17 protein-coding genes are annotated in these 17,349 nt (G+C 68.0%); 10 read left to right on the top strand and 7 right to left on the bottom strand.

Going from position 1 to position 17,349, the window contains the following annotated elements; all coding sequences use genetic code 11:
- Positions 1–84: 84 nt before the first annotated feature.
- The 8 genes from FBZ89_RS20280 to FBZ89_RS20245 all read left to right on the top strand — a co-directional run bounded on the left by FBZ89_RS20280 (position 85) and on the right by FBZ89_RS20245 (position 7,677).
- Positions 85–1,590, top strand: coding sequence for a B12-binding domain-containing radical SAM protein (locus tag FBZ89_RS20280; RefSeq protein ID WP_145751660.1), 1,506 nt, complete (start codon positions 85–87; stop codon positions 1,588–1,590).
- On the top strand, positions 1,587–2,987 hold the full coding sequence (locus FBZ89_RS20275; protein WP_186457467.1) for a B12-binding domain-containing radical SAM protein: 1,401 nt from the start codon (positions 1,587–1,589) through the stop codon (positions 2,985–2,987). Before FBZ89_RS20280 ends, FBZ89_RS20275 begins: the two co-directional genes overlap by 4 nt.
- Positions 2,980–3,786 carry a class I SAM-dependent methyltransferase gene (locus FBZ89_RS20270; protein WP_186457466.1) on the top strand — a complete coding sequence of 269 codons (807 nt, stop codon included), beginning with the start codon at positions 2,980–2,982 and terminating at the stop codon, positions 3,784–3,786. The genes FBZ89_RS20275 and FBZ89_RS20270 overlap by 8 nt, the downstream gene beginning before the upstream one ends.
- A gap of 15 nt (positions 3,787–3,801) precedes the next feature.
- The gene (locus FBZ89_RS20265) at positions 3,802–5,274 is read left to right on the top strand and encodes a B12-binding domain-containing radical SAM protein (protein WP_145751658.1); all 1,473 of its coding nucleotides are present in this window, start codon (positions 3,802–3,804) and stop codon (positions 5,272–5,274) included.
- Between the two features lies 1 nt (position 5,275).
- Entirely contained in the window at positions 5,276–6,286 is a 1,011-nt protein-coding gene (locus FBZ89_RS20260) for a radical SAM protein (RefSeq protein WP_145751657.1), read from the top strand.
- An 8-nt stretch (positions 6,287–6,294) separates the two neighbouring features.
- Entirely contained in the window at positions 6,295–7,008 is a 714-nt protein-coding gene (locus FBZ89_RS20255; protein ID WP_186457465.1) for a methyltransferase, read from the top strand.
- Between the two features lie 70 nt (positions 7,009–7,078).
- Positions 7,079–7,351: a ribbon-helix-helix domain-containing protein gene (locus FBZ89_RS20250; protein ID WP_145751655.1), complete on the top strand. Its 273-nt coding sequence runs from the start codon at positions 7,079–7,081 to the stop codon at positions 7,349–7,351.
- Complete coding sequence (locus FBZ89_RS20245) at positions 7,348–7,677, top strand: type II toxin-antitoxin system RelE/ParE family toxin (RefSeq protein ID WP_145751654.1); 330 nt, start codon at positions 7,348–7,350, stop codon at positions 7,675–7,677. The genes FBZ89_RS20250 and FBZ89_RS20245 overlap by 4 nt, the downstream gene beginning before the upstream one ends.
- 17 nt (positions 7,678–7,694) lie before the next feature.
- Here FBZ89_RS20245 and FBZ89_RS20240 read toward each other — a convergent pair whose 3' ends face one another.
- Together FBZ89_RS20240 and FBZ89_RS20235 are read right to left on the bottom strand one after the other, a co-directional pair.
- The gene (locus FBZ89_RS20240; protein WP_145751653.1) at positions 7,695–8,735 is read right to left on the bottom strand and encodes an amidohydrolase family protein; all 1,041 of its coding nucleotides are present in this window, start codon (positions 8,733–8,735) and stop codon (positions 7,695–7,697) included.
- Positions 8,735–9,520, bottom strand: a complete 786-nt coding sequence (locus tag FBZ89_RS20235) for a YdcF family protein (RefSeq protein ID WP_145751652.1) — start codon at positions 9,518–9,520, stop codon at positions 8,735–8,737. The genes FBZ89_RS20240 and FBZ89_RS20235 overlap by 1 nt, the downstream gene beginning before the upstream one ends.
- Before the next feature lie 80 nt (positions 9,521–9,600).
- Between FBZ89_RS20235 and FBZ89_RS20230 the strand changes: the two genes are divergently transcribed.
- Positions 9,601–10,263 carry a class I SAM-dependent methyltransferase gene (locus FBZ89_RS20230; RefSeq protein WP_145751651.1) on the top strand — a complete coding sequence of 221 codons (663 nt, stop codon included), beginning with the start codon at positions 9,601–9,603 and terminating at the stop codon, positions 10,261–10,263.
- A 1-nt stretch (position 10,264) separates the two neighbouring features.
- On the opposite strand, the gene FBZ89_RS20225 is transcribed toward FBZ89_RS20230, so the two are convergent.
- The 4 genes from FBZ89_RS20225 to FBZ89_RS20210 all read right to left on the bottom strand — a co-directional run bounded on the left by FBZ89_RS20225 (position 10,265) and on the right by FBZ89_RS20210 (position 15,100).
- Entirely contained in the window at positions 10,265–12,772 is a 2,508-nt protein-coding gene (locus FBZ89_RS20225; RefSeq protein WP_145751650.1) for an MtrB/PioB family outer membrane beta-barrel protein, read from the bottom strand.
- Positions 12,769–14,007, bottom strand: a complete 1,239-nt coding sequence (locus tag FBZ89_RS20220; protein WP_211115288.1) for a DmsE family decaheme c-type cytochrome — start codon at positions 14,005–14,007, stop codon at positions 12,769–12,771. The genes FBZ89_RS20225 and FBZ89_RS20220 overlap by 4 nt, the downstream gene beginning before the upstream one ends.
- On the bottom strand, positions 14,004–14,423 hold the full coding sequence (locus FBZ89_RS20215; protein WP_186457464.1) for a c-type cytochrome: 420 nt from the start codon (positions 14,421–14,423) through the stop codon (positions 14,004–14,006). Before FBZ89_RS20215 ends, FBZ89_RS20220 begins: the two co-directional genes overlap by 4 nt.
- Positions 14,424–14,506: 83 nt before the next feature.
- On the bottom strand, positions 14,507–15,100 hold the full coding sequence (locus tag FBZ89_RS20210) for an NADH dehydrogenase ubiquinone Fe-S protein 4 (RefSeq protein WP_145751649.1): 594 nt from the start codon (positions 15,098–15,100) through the stop codon (positions 14,507–14,509).
- Positions 15,101–15,261: 161 nt separating this feature from the next.
- Here FBZ89_RS20210 and FBZ89_RS20205 point away from each other — a divergent pair, with 161 nt between their 5' ends.
- The gene (locus tag FBZ89_RS20205; RefSeq protein ID WP_211115287.1) at positions 15,262–16,257 is read left to right on the top strand and encodes an SDR family oxidoreductase; all 996 of its coding nucleotides are present in this window, start codon (positions 15,262–15,264) and stop codon (positions 16,255–16,257) included.
- Positions 16,258–16,274: 17 nt separating this feature from the next.
- Here FBZ89_RS20205 and FBZ89_RS20200 read toward each other — a convergent pair whose 3' ends face one another.
- Positions 16,275–17,195 carry an NADP-dependent oxidoreductase gene (locus FBZ89_RS20200; protein WP_145751648.1) on the bottom strand — a complete coding sequence of 307 codons (921 nt, stop codon included), beginning with the start codon at positions 17,193–17,195 and terminating at the stop codon, positions 16,275–16,277.
- Between the last annotated feature and the right edge of the window lie 154 nt (positions 17,196–17,349).

Raw genomic sequence — 17,349 nt, 5'->3', positions numbered from 1 at the left:
GGAATAAAGGGCCCCCGGTTTCCGTCCTTGGGTTAAGGGCGGGCCGGGGGCCCGTCCCATTCTTCCCCCGCAATGGGATGGCGGATGCCTCGCATACTCGTCGGCAGTGTTTATTTCCTGCGCCTGGACCCGGCGCGGTGGGCGGAACATCAGCCGTTCCCCCCGCTGGGCACCCTCTATGCCGCCGGCACGCTGCAGGCGGCTGGGCATGAGGTGCATTTCTTCGACGCCATGATCGCCCAGACCGTGGCCGAGTGGTCGGCGCGGGTGGCCCAGGTGCGGCCGGACATCGCCGTCCTCTACGACGACAATTTCAACTACCTGTCCAAGATGTGCCTGTCGGCCATGCGGCTGGCGGCGCTGGAGATGATCGCCGCCGCCACGGCCGCGGGGGCCAAGGTCGCCATCTGCAGTGCCGACGCCGCCGACCATCCCGACCTCTACCTCGACGCCGGTGCCGGCGCCGTCATCGTGGGCGAGGGGGAGTTGACCCTGGCGGAGCTGACGGCCGCCTGGCGCGATGGCGCCGACGACCTGTCCATCGTCAAGGGGCTGGCCTGGCGCAAGGGCGCGCAGACCGTGCGCAATCCCAAGCGTGAGGTGCTGCGCGACCTGGACGCCCTGCCGCCGCCGGCCTGGGAACTGGTGGACATGGACGCCTACCGCCAGGTCTGGTGCCGGCACCATGGCTTCTTCGCCCTCAATCTCGTCACCTCGCGCGGCTGCCCCTATTCCTGCAATTGGTGCGCGAAGCCCATCTGGGGACAAGGCTACGCGGTGCGTGGTGCCCGGGCTGTGGCGGAGGAGCTGGCGCGCCTGGTCTGCCTGGCCGCGCCCGACTACATCTGGTTCATGGACGATATCATGGGGCTGAAGCCCCGCTGGTGGGGGGAGTTCGCCGCCGCCATCGACGAATTGGGCGTCAAGGTGCCGTTCAAATGCCTCAGCCGCGCCGACCTGGTGCTGCGCGAGGGCGCGGTCGACGACCTGAAGCGCGCCGGCTGCGACATCGTCTGGCTGGGGGCGGAGTCCGGCAGCCAGAAGATCTTGGACGCCATGGACAAGGACCTCTCGACCGGGGAGATCGCGGAGGCGACGGCGAAGCTCAAGGCCGCCGGCATCCGCGTCGGCCACTTCCTGCAGTTCGGCTATCCCGGCGAGGGCATGGCCGAGATCGGCCAGACCCTGGCCATGCTGCGTGCCACCCGGCCGGATGAGATGGGCATTTCCGTCTCCTATCCCCTGCCGGGGACGGTGTTTTATGAGCGGGTGCAAAGCCAGCTGCGGGACAAGCGGCATTGGGACGTGTCGTCCGACATGGCCATGCTGTACCGGGGACCCTATACCACCGCCTTCTATCGTCACCTGCACAGCTATGTGCATCGCGACTTCCGCGTGCGCCGGGCGGTGGCGCAACTGCGGGGAGCTATGAGGGGCCGGGCCGAGGGCGGCGATCATCTGCGGGCGCTGGCCTTCGTCGCCTATTGCGGCGTGGCCATCCCGTTGTCCTGGGCGCGGCTGCAACTGCTGCGCCTAATGCCCCATCCGGCCGGCCCCCGGACGATGACTGCGGGCAGGGCGGCGCCGTGACCGATATCCTGCTGACCCACGGCTATTTCCTGATGGCGGACCCGGCGGAGCGGGCGGTGATGAAGCCCTATCCGCCGCTGGGCCTGCTCTATATCTCCTCCCACCTCAAGGCCCAGGGCTTTGGGGTGGAGGTGATGGACACCACCTTCATGGATATGGACGCCGCCCAGGCCACCCTGGCCCGGAAGCGGCCGGCGGTCGTGGGCATCTATGTGAACCTCATGACCCGGGGCAACGCCTTGCGCCTGGCGACGGCGGCCAAGGCGGCCGGGGCCACCGTCATTTTCGGGGGGCCGGAGCCGGCCAACTACGCCGAGGAATACCTCAGCCGGGGCGGCGACATCGTCGTGTCGGGGGAGGGGGAGCTGACCCTGGCGGAACTGATCCCCCACCTGGCCCGCCATGGGCTGACCGAACTGGATCAGGTTCACGGCATCGCCTATCGCGGCGAGGACGGCGGCGTGCGCCGCACCCCGGCGCGCAAGCAGATCGCCGACCTGGACGCCCAGCCTTTCCCGGACCGGGGCGCCATCGACCTGGAACGCTATCTGCAGACCTGGAAGACGCACCACGGCGTGCGCTCCGTCTCCCTCATCGTGGCGCGGGGCTGCCCCTATACCTGCAACTGGTGCAGCCATTCCGTCTTCGGCCACAGCCACCGCCGCCGATCCCCCCGGAACGTGGCGGATGAGATCGAGCTGATCCGCGACACCTACGCCCCGGACCAGCTGTGGTTCGCCGACGACGTGTTCACTATCAACCAGAAATGGCTGGAACAGTTCGCGGCCGAAATGAAGCGCCGGGGCCTGCGCTATCCCTTTGAGACCATCACGCGCGAAGACAGGCTGAACGAGCGGGTGGCCGACCTGCTGGCGGAACTGGGCTGCTACCGCATCTGGATCGGGGCGGAAAGCGGCTCACAGCGCATCCTGGACGCCATGCAACGCCGGACCAACGCCGTGCGCATGCGCGAGATGATCGCCCTGGTGCAGAACCGGGGCATCCGCGCCGGCACCTTCATCATGCTGGGCTATGACGGCGAGACGTGGCAGGACATTGATGAGACGGCGCGCCACCTGCGCCTGTCGGCGCCCGACGACGTGCTGACCACCATCAGCTATCCCATCAAGGGCACCCCCTATTACGACAAGGTCGCGGACCGCATCGCCGGCGGCGGCGCCTGGCAGGAGAGCAGCGACCGCGCCCTGACGGTGGTGGGGCGCAAGTCCCGCCGCTTCTACCGCCATGCCCAGCATTGGCTGGCGGCGGAAGGCCGCCTGGGCCGGCTGGAAGCCGCCCCCCAGCGCGACCTGCTGCGGCATGCCAAGGCGCGTGCCTCCTCGGCGCTCAGCCGCCTTGCCATGTACGCCACCCGGCATGAGGTGGAACATGGCTGAGGTCATGGTGCGGCCGGCGGCTTTCGACCGCTTCGCCGATGACTACGACGCCGGCTTCACCCACAGCATCCCCGGCCGCTGGCTGCGCCACGCCGTGTGGCGGCAGGTGGGTGCCCACCTCCGGCCGGGCATGCGCGCCCTGGATCTCGGTTGCGGCACGGGGGAGGATGCGCTGTGGCTGGCCCATGCCGGCGCCCAGGTGACGGCGGCCGACGGCTCCCCCGCCATGCTGCGGGTGACCGCCGGCAAGGCGGCGCGCCTGGGCATGGGGGACAGGGTGACCACCCGCCAGATCGACCTCAATGCCCCGGCTGACCTTTTTCTGGCGGATGGCGGCGGCCCCTATGGCCTGGTGCTGTCCAACTTCGGCGCCCTGAACTGCGCCGTGGATCTGGCGCCCTTGGCCGGCGCCCTGCGCCGGGCGGTGGCACCGGGCGGGGTGGTGGCCCTGGTGGTCATGGGACGCTTCTGCGCCTGGGAAACCCTGTGGTATGGCGCGCGCCTGCATCGTACCGCCGTGCGACGCTGGTCCGGCCGCTCCACCGCCGACATCGGTGGCGCCGCCATCCCCATCCGCTATTGGACGCCGGGCGACATCGCCCGCGCCTTCGCCCCGGCATTCCAGCCGGTCTCCGTCCATCCGGTGGGGGTGTTCCTACCGCCATCCGACCTGTTCGCCGGGCTGGAACGCCGCCCCCGCCACCTGACCCGCCTGATGCGCTGGGAGACGCGGGTGGTTGGCCATCCGTGGCTGGCCCGGCTGGCCGACCATCATCTGACCTTGCTGCGGCATGTTTAAGGAAGCGACCGCGCCATGATCCTGTTCTACAATCCCGTCAGCTCCGCCTCCAAGAAGCCGGTCCTGCCCATGTCGTTGCTGGCCATTGGCGCCATGCTGGAGGGGGTGGAGGAGTATCGCATCATCGACGGCAACCTGATGCCGGATGGCCTGACGGCCCTGCGTGAGGCGCTGGTCGAGACCAAGGCTGACATCCTGTGCGTGACGGTGATGCCGGGGCCGCAGCTGTCCAACGCCTCCCCCATATGCCGGGCGCTGAAGGCGGAATTCCCCCAGGTCACCATCCTCTGGGGCGGTTATTTTCCCACCCTGCACGGCCAGATCGTGATGCAGGAGGCTTACGTCGACTACGTCTTCCGCGGCCATTGCGAACTGGCCTTCGGCGAGTTCGTCGCCAAGGTGCGGGCGGGGCAGGATGTGACCGGCCTGCCGGGCCTGGGCTGGCGCGACGCGGACGGCAGGGTGCACCTGAACCAGAAGCCGCCGGTGCCCGACATCAACGCCCTGCCGGACTTCCCCTATCACCGGGTGGACATGGACGCCTACGTCCGCTCCTCCTTCTTAGGATCCCGCACCATCGCCCACCACGCCAGCTACGGCTGCCCCTTCCAGTGCAATTTCTGCGCGGTGGTGCACAAGGTGAACGGCCGCTATTCCGCCCAGACGGCGGAGCGGACGGCCGCCGTGGTGGAAAAGCTGGTGCGCGAGCATGGCGCCACGGCGGTGGAGTTCTACGACAGCAACTTCTTCGTCCATGAGGCCCGCTGCGCCGAGTTCGCGGAGCGCATCACCCACCTGGACATCGGCTGGTGGGGCTTCGGCCGCGCCGACACCATGCTGAAGTTCAGCGATGCCACCTGGGCCAAAATGCGCAAGAGCGGCCTGAAGATGGTGTTCATGGGGGCCGAGTCCGGCGACCTGGAAACCCTGAAGCGCATGAACAAGGGCGGCAAGCAGGACGGCAACGCCATCCTGGCGGTGGCGGAGAAGATGCGCCGCCACGACGTGGTGCCGGAGATGTCCTTCATCATCGGCAACCCGCCGGACCCGGCGAAGGACGCGGAAAACACCATCCAGTTCATACGGATGCTGAAGAAAGTTAATCCGGCGACGGAGATTGTGTTCTACATCTACAGCCCCGTGCCGGTGGAGGGCGCCATGCTGCAGGAGGCGCAGGCGGCCGGCTTCGAATACCCCAAGGACGTCGCGACCTGGACCGAGGCGAAGTGGGAGAAGTTCGCCCAGCACCTGTCGTCCAACCTGCCATGGATGAACGACGACATCCGCCGCAAGATCGGCAATTTCCAGCGGGTGCTGCACGCCCGTTATCCCACCATGACCGACACGCGCCTGACCCGCACCGGCCGCTTCGCCCTGCGCACCATGGCTGCCTGGCGCTACAAGACGCAGTTCTACGACTTCCCCATCGAACTGCGCCTGCTGGACAAGGTGTTCCCGTACCAGCGCCCCGAAATCCAGGGCTTCTAGCATGGGCGCCTTTCCCCTAGCGCGCGCCTGGCGGGGCCGGCGCCTGGTCCGGGTTCCGGTGGTCACCCTGATGCCGCACAGCCGCTGCAACTGCCGCTGCGTCATGTGCGACATCTGGAAGGCCAACCGGAACGGCACCAGCCTGGAACAGGTGGCGGTGGACCGGCTGGTGGATGACTTCGGCGCCCTGGGCGTGCGCTGGGTGGTGCTGTCGGGGGGGGAGGCGCTGATGCACCCCAACCTGTGGGGCCTGTGCGCGGCGCTGAAGACCCTGCCGCTGAAGATCACCCTGCTCAGCAGCGGCCTGCTGCTGGAGCGGCACGCCGCCGACATCGTGGAGTGGTGTGACGAGGTCATCGTCTCCCTGGACGGGCCCGAGGCCACGCACAACCGCATCCGTGGCATCAAGGATGCCTATGGGGCGCTGGCCGCCGGCGTGGGCGCCCTGCGGCGCCGGCGGGCCGGCTATCCGGTGGCGGCGCGCTGCGTCATCCAGCGCGGCAATTTCCGTGAGCTGCCGGCCATCATCGACGCCGCCAAGGCCATCGGCCTCGACAGCATCTCCTTCCTGGGCGCCGATCTCACCTCCACCGCCTTCAACCGGCCGCAGGCCTGGGGGGAGGGCCGGGTGGAGGAGGTGGGGCTGTTCCCCGCCGAGTGTGACGCCCTTGACGCCGTCATCGATGGGCTGGCGGCCAGCCACGGCGGCGACTTCACCCACCGCTACATCCAGGAAAGCCCGGCCCGCCTGCGCCATATCAGCGCCCGCTACCGCGCGGCCCATGGTGTGGCGCCATCGCCGCCCGTGCGGTGCAACGCGCCCTGGGTGTCCACGGTGGTGGAAGCCGACGGCACGGTGCGCCCCTGCTTCTTCCACGACCCCATCGGCAGCCTGCGCGACGGCACCCTGCCGGAGATCCTGAACGGCTCCGCCGCCCGATCCTTCCGCGCCGGCCTGGACGTGGACAGCGATCCCGTGTGCCAGCGCTGTGTCTGCAGCCTCAAGCTATGAGTACCGCCATGGCCATTCCCCAGCCGGCCCCGCCGCCCCCGCCCGTTTCCACCGCCACCCGCCTGTTGTGGACGCCCTGGACGGCGGCCAAGCGCGCGGTGCTGCGCCGCCGCCTGGGCCGGGCGGTGTTCGAGAAGATCCGGGGGCGATCCTTCGTCGTCTGGCCGGGGGTGTTCAACCCCGTGGTCTTCCGCACCGGCCGCTTCCTGGCGGAATTCATCGCCACCAGCCCGGTGCTGGAGCCGGCGGGCGAGGGCGCCACGGCGCTGGACGTCGGCACCGGCTGCGGCGTGCTGGGCATCTTCGCGGCCCTGCGCGGCTATCAAGTAGCGGCGGTCGATGTGGTGCCCGAGGCGGTGTCCTGCGCCCGGGCCAATGCCATCCTGAACCGGGTGGCGGTGGAGTTACATCAGGGCGATCTGTTCGCCCCGGTGGCCGGCCGCACCTTCGACGTCGTGCTGTTCTCCCTGCCGAAGTTCCGGGGCACGCCCACCACCACTTTCGAACAATCCTGGCGCAGCCCCGACGTCATCGACCGGCTGGCCGCCGAACTGCCCGCCATGCTGAATCCCGGCGGCAAGGCCTACTTCGTCCTGACCAGCCACGGCGACTGTGCCGGCATGCTGAACGGCCTGGCCCAGGCCGGCCTGTCGGTCGAGCGCGTGCTGTGGCGCCACTTCGGGGTGGAGACGCTGGCGGTCTACTGCGCGTCCCGGCCTTAGGTCAGTCAAGCGGCTGGACTGCGCCCATCTGGAAGAATAGGATTAAATCCTACTCCAGAAGGTGCCGACCATGCGGACCACTCAGCAATTGAGCATCACCCTGCCTAACGAAATGGCCGAGGTCGTGAAGGCTAAGGTGCAAGCGGGTGAATATGCCAGTGAAAGTGAAGTGATCCGGGATGGTTTGCGGGCTCTGATGGCGCGGGACCGCGCCGTGGAAAGCTGGCTGCATACCCAAGTTGGTCCCGCTTATGATGCGCTTAAAGCCGATCCTTCCCGAGCAGTCACCGCTGATCGGGTGCGGGCCCGTCTGGCCGCAGAACATTTAAAAAAGACGCGATGACTTACCGCGTCGTCTTTGCTCCTGAGGCTTTGGAACAACTCGCGGCATTGTATCACTATATCGCCAACGCGGCTTCGCCGGACATCGCTGCCCGCAATACCGCGGCAATCTTGAGTTACTGTGAAGGCCTCAGCGCGCACCCCTGTCGCGGCACCATAAGGGATGATGTAAGACCCGGTCTGCGTATTACGAACTACAGAAAACGCGCGGTGATCGCATTTGACATAGACGCCGATGTGGTCTCCATTATTGGTGTTTTCTATGGCGGCCAGAATTATGAAATCATCCTACAGGATGAGACGACGGACGGTGGCGGAGAGTATTGATTGATCCGCCCGCCAAGTCACAAGCCATCGCACCCAAACCGCCCCAGCAGCGCCGCCGTGTCCAGCTGAGGCTTCAGGGCCGCCAGCAGGTCCGCGACATTCATGCGCACATGCTTGGCTCGGCCGCCCACCGTCAGGCGCCCGTAGCCCGGGGGGGCGCCCAGGGTATCGTCCACCAGAACCGGCTGGCCGCCCCGGACCACCAGCAGGATGTCGGCCGGCGTCAGGGCGTAGAAGGTGTCCCATGGGTCGTCGGCGATGCGCCGCGCGATGACCAGGTCGTCAGGGGCGGGGTGCCGCCAGAAGCGGGTGGCGCGGAAGGTCAGGCTGGCGAACAGCTCCGCGTCCGCCACGCGGCCCCGGGCCAGGCGCAAATGATCCCACAGGGTGCCGGGGGCGGAGATGGTGGCGTCGGTGCCGAACAGCAGCTGGGTGTGGCGCAGGGCCGCCGCCGCGTCCGCCGTGCGGCCGAACAGGAACAGGTTGCTGGCGGGACACCACACCAGCGCGGCGAGCCGCTGAAAATCCTCGCCCTCCAGGCTCACGCCATGCACGCCGGCGACGGCGCGGCGGAACAGGTTTTCCTTCAGAAAGGCCAAGGCGCGGCGGCGGCTGCCGGCGGTCACACCTTCGGCCAGATGCAGCACCGCCGGACCCAGCCCGGCCATCCAGCGCCAGGGGCTGGCCAGTTCCGGCGAATGCAGGTCCTGAAAGGGTGCCAGCACCCGGATGGGGCCTTCGACCGGGGTGCCGCCATGGTCGGCCACCGCCGTCACGCCCCACAGCAGGTTTTTCAGCAGGCCGACCTGGACGCGCAGGGGGGCGGGGATGGCCTCGATGCGGGTGACCAGCGCGCGGTCGGCCTGCACGTCGCGGCTCCAGCCCAGGAAGTCGTCATAGGGCGGGGAACCGGTGGGCGGGTAGCAGTTGAAGGCCAGGTGGTCGTGGGAATTGACCAGCCCGGGAAAGGCGATGCAGTCGCCCAGCCGCCGGCCGTAGGTCGCCGCCAGATCCGCCAGGCTGGCCGGGGGCGCGGTGGGGCCCAACCAGCGCGGCATCAGGGGGCCTCCGACCCGGCATGGGACAGGCGATAGGCCGCCAGGCCCAGCGCCTCATGCGCCGCCAGATCCAGGTGCGCCAGGTTGGCGGCCAGGGACAGGTGGGTTTCCGGCCCCTGGGCCGTGGTCAGATAATCGGACGGCCAGGGCGTTACCCGCCAGCCCACGCGGGATGCCGACAGCATGGCGCGCGGCATGTGATAGGCCGATGCCACGAGCAGCCAGGTCTGGCCTGGCACGGGTTGCGCCATGTCCTTTGCCAGCAACAGATTTTCCAGGGTGGTGCGCGACCGCGCCTCATAGCTCACCCGCGTGTCGTCCAGGCCCAGGTCGGCCAGCACGTGGCGCGCCACCTCGGCCTCCGGCATGCCGGCCGTGCCCAGCTCACCCGATCCACCGCTGAAGACGACGCGCGCCTCTGGATGACGGCGGGCCAGCGCGGCGGCGGCCAGCAAGGTGCCGCCGTCCGGGCCCACGCCGGGCACGCCCCGGTCGCGCAGCACCTCACCATTCAGGCCTTCGCCCAACACCAGGATGCCGTCGATGGCGGCGGGCTCCGCCGGCCGGGGGTACAAGCCCTCCAGGGGGCGCAGGGCCCAATTGCCCACGGGCAGGGTCAGCAGGACCAGCAGCGTCAGGGCGCAGGCCGTGGCCGGCACCACGGCCGCCCCATGGCGCCGCGCCGCCAGCACGGCGGCGGCGAGGGCGGTCCATACCAGCACATGGCTGGGCGCCACCAAATACCAGCCGATCTTGGAGACAGTGAAGAATTCCAGCGGCGTCATCCTGGCGCACCGCCCATCAAGTGTTTGAATTTACACCGTATAGTCCTACGCTTCCGCCTCACGTTGAAGGGGTGCCGGCCATGACGGTGACGGATGTGATGAGGACGCCGATGCGCCTGCTGCGCGGCCTGGGGCCGTGGCGCCGCTCGCCCCGGCGCTTCCAGCCCTTCAGCTACACGGCCCCCGACCGCTATCCCTGGCTGTTCACCTTCGTGCGCGATCGGCTGGGCGACGGGCCGGACCGCCGCCTGCTGTCCTTCGGCTGTTCGGTGGGGCAGGAGGTCGCCAGCCTGCGCCGGCTGTTCCCGCAGGCGCGGCTGAAGGGCATCGACATCGATCCCCGCAACATCGCCGAGGCCCGCGCCCTGCGGCTGCCAGGCGTGGACTTCGCCGTGGGCGACAACACGGCCGGGGAGGATGACGGCGCCTATGACGCCATCTTCTGCCTGGCGGTGCTGTGCAACGGCCGGCTGACCGTCAACGGGGCCGAGCGCTGCGACCCGGTGCTGCACTTCGCGACCTTCCAGGCCATGGTGGCGGACTTCGCCCGCTGCCTGAAGCCGGGTGGCCTTCTGTGCCTGGTCACCACCAACTTCCGCTTCCGCGATACCGACGTGGCCGCCGGCTTCGACGTGGCCCTGACCATCACCCCCGACCAACTGGCGCCTGATGTCATATTCGGGCCTGACAACCGCCTGATGCCGGGGGAGCGCTACACCGACGTCGTCTTCGTCAAGCGTTGAGCTAGAAGACATACTGAACCAGCAGGCCGATGGTCTGGACCGTGTAGTTCTCAGGAATGACGCCCAGATAGGTGTTGTTGTTGAGGGCGCCGGCTGTCAGGCCCGTATAGTGGAAATCCACCACCCGCTCATAATTGAAGCGATAATACAGGCGGTAGGACAGCTCCTCCGACATCTGCCAGCGCACGTCGGTTTGCAGGGCGTGGCTGTCGTAGGTGATATCGGGGAAGCTGCTGCCGGCCTGGGCCGGCGTCAGGCTGTTGAAGAAGGCGCCGGTGCTGGCGAAGGCGTAGGCTATGGCCGTGCTGGCGCGGGTGAAGGTGTAGTCCGCGTTCAGCAAGATGACGCCCCAGCTGTGATGGGCGTTCAGGCCCAGCGTGTAATTGTCCGACCCCACCGTTTCCGTCCAGCCGTTGGCCAGGGGATAGCCCGGGCCGCCGGCGCTGCCGCTGGTGCCGCTGCCGGTGGCGTTGATGTTGGCCACGCCCCGGTCCTGGTTCTGATAGGTGAAATAGCCGGTCAGCGTGGTCGCCGCCGACAGCTGGTAGGTATAGGCGGTGGTGACATCGAAGGCGTGAGTGGATTGCAGGCCGTAGGCGGCGTCGTATTCGTCCACCTTGACGCTGCCGGTCAACTGCAGGTCGCTGCGCGGGGACAGGATGTAGTTGGCCTGACCACGCAGCACATGCTCCGTCCGGTTGGCCACGTCGAACTTGCGCAGGTCGGCCAGGGCGAAGGCGGGGTCGCCGGCCGGCGTCGCGGGGATATAGCCGGGCAGGGCCGAAGAATAATAGGGCGTGTAGGGGTTGGACTGGTAGTCGCTGCCGATGCGCCGTGCGAATTCGTAGGACAGGCGGGCGGTACCCCAGTCATAGCCCGTGGTGCTGACCTGCAGTCGGGCGATGTTGTCGTTGGCGTCCGCGATCTCCCGCACCGTGTGGTCGATGATGTCGTTCTCGTAACTGAGGTCCAGCTTCCAATGGGTGTCCAGGCGGTAGGCCGCCTTGACCGTTGCCTGCAACTCGTTGTTGGCGAAGGGCATGTTGCGGATCTGGACCAGACTGCCCGGGGTGTTGGCCCGGTAGATACCGCTCAGGGACGGGATGAAGGGCGCCAGCCCGCCATCGATGGCGATATAGCCGTACTGCCCGGTCTGCGGGTTGTAGGCGACGTAGTTGGTGCGGTTGGCCTCATTCCGGTCGCGCACCTCCACCGTCAGGCCCAGGTCGGGACTGACGGTGTAATGGTACTGCGCCACCGCGTTCAGGATGTTGATGGCGGCGTTGGCCGTGGGCTGGCTCAGCGCCGAGGCGCTGTTCCATTGGCTCAGGTTGATGGTGTTGGCGCCGCTGGTGATCAGGCCGCCGCCCGTGCTGGGCGCCTGCAACTCATCATCCTGGCGCATCAGGCTGTAGGACAGGCTGGCGGTGAAGCGTGAGGCCGGCGACAACTGCACCGCCAGATCGCCCTTCACGGTGTGATAGTCGTTGTTGGGCGCCAGGCTCAGCCGCCCGGTCTGGGGAATATAGGCGCCGGGCGTGGTGTTCGACGTCAGCCCCGGGTTCTGCCAGGTGAGATCCAGGATGTCGTTGCGGAAGAAGGACCCGGCGTAGGCCAGGTTGGCCTGGAAGTTCTGTTCCTTGTAGCGCACGCCGCCGGTGACATCGACGGTCTGGTAATGGATGGGCTGGATCAGCTGGGTGGCGCCGTTCTGGAACGGATAGCCGAAGGTGGCGCTGATGGGCTGGGTGCCGTTGCGCCGCTCATCCGAGATCTTCAGGAACAGCTCGGTATGCTCATCCGCCGTGTAGGTCAGGGAACTGCCGGCCTTTTCCCGCAGGATGCGCAGGGTGCTGGGCCCCACCGCCGCCGCCACGGCGTTGACCTGCGCCGGGGTGGATGCGCCGGGTGTCAGGCCGCCCCGCAAGGTGAGGTTGCCGGTGCCCGCCCCATCCCACAATGATTTCGCGGTGGTGGAGAAGGTGTGCGGGATGCTGTCGAAATAGGCCTGCAGGTCGAACACGCCATAGCGGCCGATGTCCACCTGGTAATACTGGTCGGTGCGGCCCAGGTTCTGGCCGTAGGCGGAGGCGTGCAAGGCGGTCTTGCGGTTCTCCGCCGAGAAGCCCAGGCCGGTAACGGTAAAGCCGTTCTTCCAGTCGCCGTATTCGTTCAGCGCCGCCGAGCGGCTGTCCTGTCCGAAGGTGCCCATGATGCCGGCCTCGAGCCAGCCCTGGGTCCACCAGTCGGGGTCGCTCTGGCTCTGCGTCATTTCCGGCGTGCGGAAGGGCACCGGGTACATCAGCCCCGTGGGCGTGCGCGTCACGTCGTCGATGATGGACAGGCCGTCGTTGTCCCGCGCCCGGTTCAGCACCTGGGCCGTGGGGTTCAGGACGTTGCCCGGGCCGCCATAGCCGGTGGTGCCGCTGTCGGCCTGGGCCGCCGTCGCCGCCAAGGGGGCGGTGGCCGCAAGCAGCCAGCGGGTGGAGGTTTGCAGACGAGGTCTCATCGTTCGAACCGTGCGCCGGAGGGACTGTTGGACCCGTGGATGTTGACGTGGCAGGTCTGGCAGCTGGTGGCGATCAGGCGCGGGTCGGGCATGGGGCCGCGCGCCATGTTGCCGGCCGTAAGCAGGCTTCCCGGGTGGCCATCCTGCGAGTGGCACTGCTGGCACAGCACCGGGCGCGGCGCGTTCAGCAGGTTCTCGAAGTTGGACCCGTGCGGCGAATGGCAGTTCAGGCAGCTTTCGCGCACCGGCGCATGCTCGAACAGGAAGGGGCCGCGCTTGTCGGCATGACAGGTAAAGCAGACCTCGTTCACGCTATCGGCCTTCAGCAGGGGCGCCGTGGTCGAGCCGTGCGGGTTGTGGCAGTCGGTGCAGCTCAGCTTGCCCTCCAGCAGGGGCATGTGCGACCGGCGGGCGAACTCCGCATGCTGGGCCTTGTGGCACTGGAAACAGGTCTCGTTGATGCTTTCCCGTGCCGTCAGGCCGCGCGCGCCGAAGGTGGTCATGGGGTTGTGGCAATCGGCGCAGCCCAGCTGATTGCTGTCGTGGATGCTGTCATGCCAGAAGATGCGCTGGCCGCCGGCATGGCAGGTCAGGCACTGGCCGTTCTGCTCCGCCACCGGGGTTTTGCTTTTCTTGGAAAAGCTGATGATGGTGGTGAGGTCCGAGGGATCCTCGACATGGGCCGAACCCGGGCCGTGGCAGGCTTCGCAATTCTGCGCCTGCAGCTCCGTGCGGGGGTTCTGCTCGAACACCTTGGCGTGGATGGTGTGCGCCCAGTTGGTCGCCTCTTGCTGGTGGCAGCTCTCGCACGTCTCGCGCCCGACATAGGTGCGCTGCGGCTTGGCGTCCGCCTTGGGCGCGTCGCCCTTGGGGGCGTCGGCCTTGGGTGTGTCAGGGGCGTAGCTGGCCAGGCGCGTCCATTTTGACGCCGCCGGCTGCGGGGCCGGCGCTGGGGTGAATTGGGCGGCCTTCAGGCTGGGGTAGGGGGCTTGCGTCGCCATGCCGCCCGTCGCCATGCCCATGTGCGCCGCGCCCGGGGGCATGGCGGCGATGTCGCTGTCGATGCGTTGCAGGGCGTCGGCGTCCACATGGCCCGCATGGATGCGCGCCATCTCATTCCGCAGGGCCGCCTGATCAGGCGGCAGCACGAGCGCCTCAGCCCGGGCCAAGTCCGCAATGCCGCCAGCCATCAGCAGGCCAACCAATAGCAGGCCCAGGACGATCGCGCGCCTCATTGCGGCGCCAGGGATTTGAGGTAGGCCACCACGTCCCGGCGCTGCTGCTCATCCGCCAGACTGAAAGGCATCTTGTTCGAAACGGATGGGTCGCCGACGAAATCGCCCAGGTATTTGTGTGGGTTGGCCAGGTAGGCGACGATGGTCTCTTCGCTCCACACCAGGCCCTTGGCCGCCGCCTGCCGCACGGCGGGGGAATAGCTGTAGCCGCTGATGCTGCCGGCCGGACGGCCGACCACGCCGAACAGGCTGGGCCCCACCTTGTTCACGCCTTGCTCCGCCGAATGGCAGGCGGCGCATTTCTTGAAGACGGCGGCGCCGTTGGCGGCGTCGCCAGCGGCGCGCGCGGTGCTGGCGCCCCCGACGGCCAAGACCGACATCAGCGCGGCGGAAAACAGGTTTTGTCTCGGCGTCATACAGCGGCTCCCTAAGTCCCTGTCCCCTCTGACGGGTGGGACCGGCGGGATATTCCCCTGGCGCGCCGAAAAAAATGATGCCGTTAGACCGTTTTCTTGGCCTCTCCCGTCACAGGCGTCCAGGAGGGCGGGTCGCTGGCGGGGAAGGAGTCCTCGCTGGCGTCACCCACCACGTCGCGGTTGGGCACATAGGGCGGCGGGGCATTGGCCTGGTCCACCAACGCCTTCTGGCCCTGGGCCATGGCCTGCGGCACGACCGGGCCGGGTGTCGTCACCACGGTCTCGTGCCCCCGGATTCTGGGGTCCTCCTTGCGGGCCGGCGCCAGGGTGGGGCCACTCAGCACCTGGCGCATCTGGTGGGTCTGCGGCCGGGGTAGGGGGCGCGGCCGTTCCTCCGGATCGCTGATTTCATAAGGAAGGTTGTGCCGCTCCGCATAGTCCACCGCCTCTTGCAGCTTGTCGAAGGCGAGGAAGACGTCCATCTGCGGGTCGCCGCCGCCCTTCCAGCCCATCAGCGGATCGGTTTCATGGGTGTGCTTGGCCTCATAAGTCAAAATCCAGGACATTTTGCGGCCCGGCGCGTTCTGCATCGTGGCCGGCGCCGGCCGGCGGATATAGGCGCGGAGCGGGACCGGGATGCCCAGGGGATCGCCTGGGGACCGAAGCGGCTTGGTCATGCGTCACCTCCAACAGGGCGTCACCCCCCGCATGGGGGGACCGCATGCTTAAGCGCCATTGCCGGGCTTCGTTCCCGAGCCCTGGCCTTTTGGACCCGGCGAAACGGAACCCGTCGCGATTGCGCCTGTTGACGCCGCACACCCCTTGCGGAGGCAGGATCATGAGCGAAGAAGGCAACGGCACCTCCCGTCGCGCCGTCATCGGCGGTTTGGCGGCGGGCACGGCGATGGCGGGTTTCACGGCGGCCCCCGCCCAGGCGGTGCCCGCGACCGCCGGTGGCAAACGCCCGGCGCCCGATTATCCCAGTCCGCCCTTTCCCAAGCAGGAACAGCAGGAACCGCCGGGCCTGGCCAGCCGCATGAACCCCAGGCCGGACCATGGCGAGGAAAGTTACAAGGGATCCGGCCGCCTGGCGGGGCGCAAGGCGCTGATCACGGGCGGCGACAGCGGCATCGGTCGCGCCGCCGCCATCGCCTTCGCCCGCGAGGGGGCTGACGTGGCCTTCGGCTACCTGCCGGTGGAGGAACCTGACGCCAAGGAAGTGGTGACGCTGATCCAGGACGCGGGGCGCAAGGCCGTGCCCCTGCCGGGCGACATCCGGAACGAGGCCTTCTGCCAGAAGCTGGTGGCGGACGCCGCCCGCGAACTGGGGGGACTGGACATCCTGGTCAACAATGCCGCCCGGCAGCATTCGGTGGACAGCCTCACCGACATCAGCAGCGAGCAGTTCGACGACACCTTCAAGACCAACGTCTACGCCATGTTCTGGATCACCAAGGCGGCCATGGCGCACCTGGGCAAAGGGGCGGCCATCATCAACACCGCTTCGGTCAACGCCTACGACCCGTCGCCCAACATCCTGGACTATTCGGCGACCAAGGGCGCCATCATGATTTTCACCAAGGGCCTGGCCAAGCAGTTGGCCAAGAAGGGCATCCGCGTGAACGCCGTCGCGCCGGGCCCGGTGTGGACGCCCCTGCAGCCCAGCGGCGGCCAGCCACCGGAAAAACTGGTGACCTTCGGGTCGGATACGCCCCTGGGCCGGCCGGGCCAGCCGGCGGAGCTGGCGGCGCTCTACGTGCTGCTGGCCAGCAACGAGGACACCTTCTCCACCGGTCAGGTCTTCGGCGCCACGGGCGGTCACGGCGGGCCCTGAAGCCCGCCGCCCGGGTCTCAAGCGACCTTGAGCACCACCTTCCCGCGCACATGCTCGTCCTCCAGCACATGCTCCGCTTCCGCCGCTTCTTCCAGGGCGAAGACCTTGTCGATCTGTATCCGCACCCGCCCGGCGTCGATGAGGCGCCCGATCTCCGCCAACTGGCGGCCATCGGGATGGGCGGTGTAGCGCGTGCCCTCGGCGCCATGCTCCCGGGCCTTGTCGGCCGACGGCTCGGTCAGGGTGGAAACCAAGATGCCGCCCTGTTTCAACACCGACCACGACCGGTCCTGGGTTTCCCCCGCCACCAGGTCATAAACCAGGTCAACCTCCGGCACCTCATCCTCAAAGCGCTGGTTCTTGTAGTCGATAGCCTGGTCCACGCCCAGCGACCGCACCCATTCCAGATCCCCTTCGGAACAGGTGGCGTAGACCGTGGCACCATAGGCCTTCGCGAACTGCACGGCGAAATGGCCCACGCCGCCGGCAGCACCATGAACCAGCACCCGTTGCCCGCCCTTCAGGCGGCCATGGTCGAACAGGCCTTGCCAGGCCGTCAGGGCCGCCAGCGGGACGGCGGCGGCCTGGATGGCGTCCAGCCGCTCCGGCTTGGGCGCGCAATGGGCGACGTTGGCCACCACGTATTCGGCATAACCGCCCCGGTCGGTGGGCAGCATGGCGAAGACCGCGTCCCCCTCCGCGTAGCCGGTGACGGCGCGGCCGCATTTCTCGACCGTGCCGCACATGTCGCGGCCCAGGGTCAGGGGCAACTGGTCGGCCGGTAGATACTTGCCATTGCGGATCTTGTAATCGACTGGGTTCACGCTGGCCGCCTGTACCCGGACCAGCACCTCATAGTCGCCGGGCTCGGGCTTGGGCACATCTTCCAGCGTCAGAACCTCGGTCCCGCCAAAGCTGTGGATACGCACCGCCTGCATCGGAGCCTCCTCTCTTGCGTGGGGATGATGGGGCAGCAAAACCCACCATCCCGGTTATGGTTCCGCGTTTGTGACCAGGGGCGATGGGAACCAAGCCGGCCCTGCCGGGTTCAGAAGCGGCACCTTGGCGGCATCGCGTTGCCGTGTTGGTGGC

The sequence above is a fragment of the Nitrospirillum amazonense genome, assembly GCF_007828045.1.
GTDB lineage: Bacteria > Pseudomonadota > Alphaproteobacteria > Azospirillales > Azospirillaceae > Nitrospirillum > Nitrospirillum amazonense_C.
Note: the sequence above shows the minus strand (reverse complement) of the source record. Positions and strands in the feature narration are given on the sequence as shown.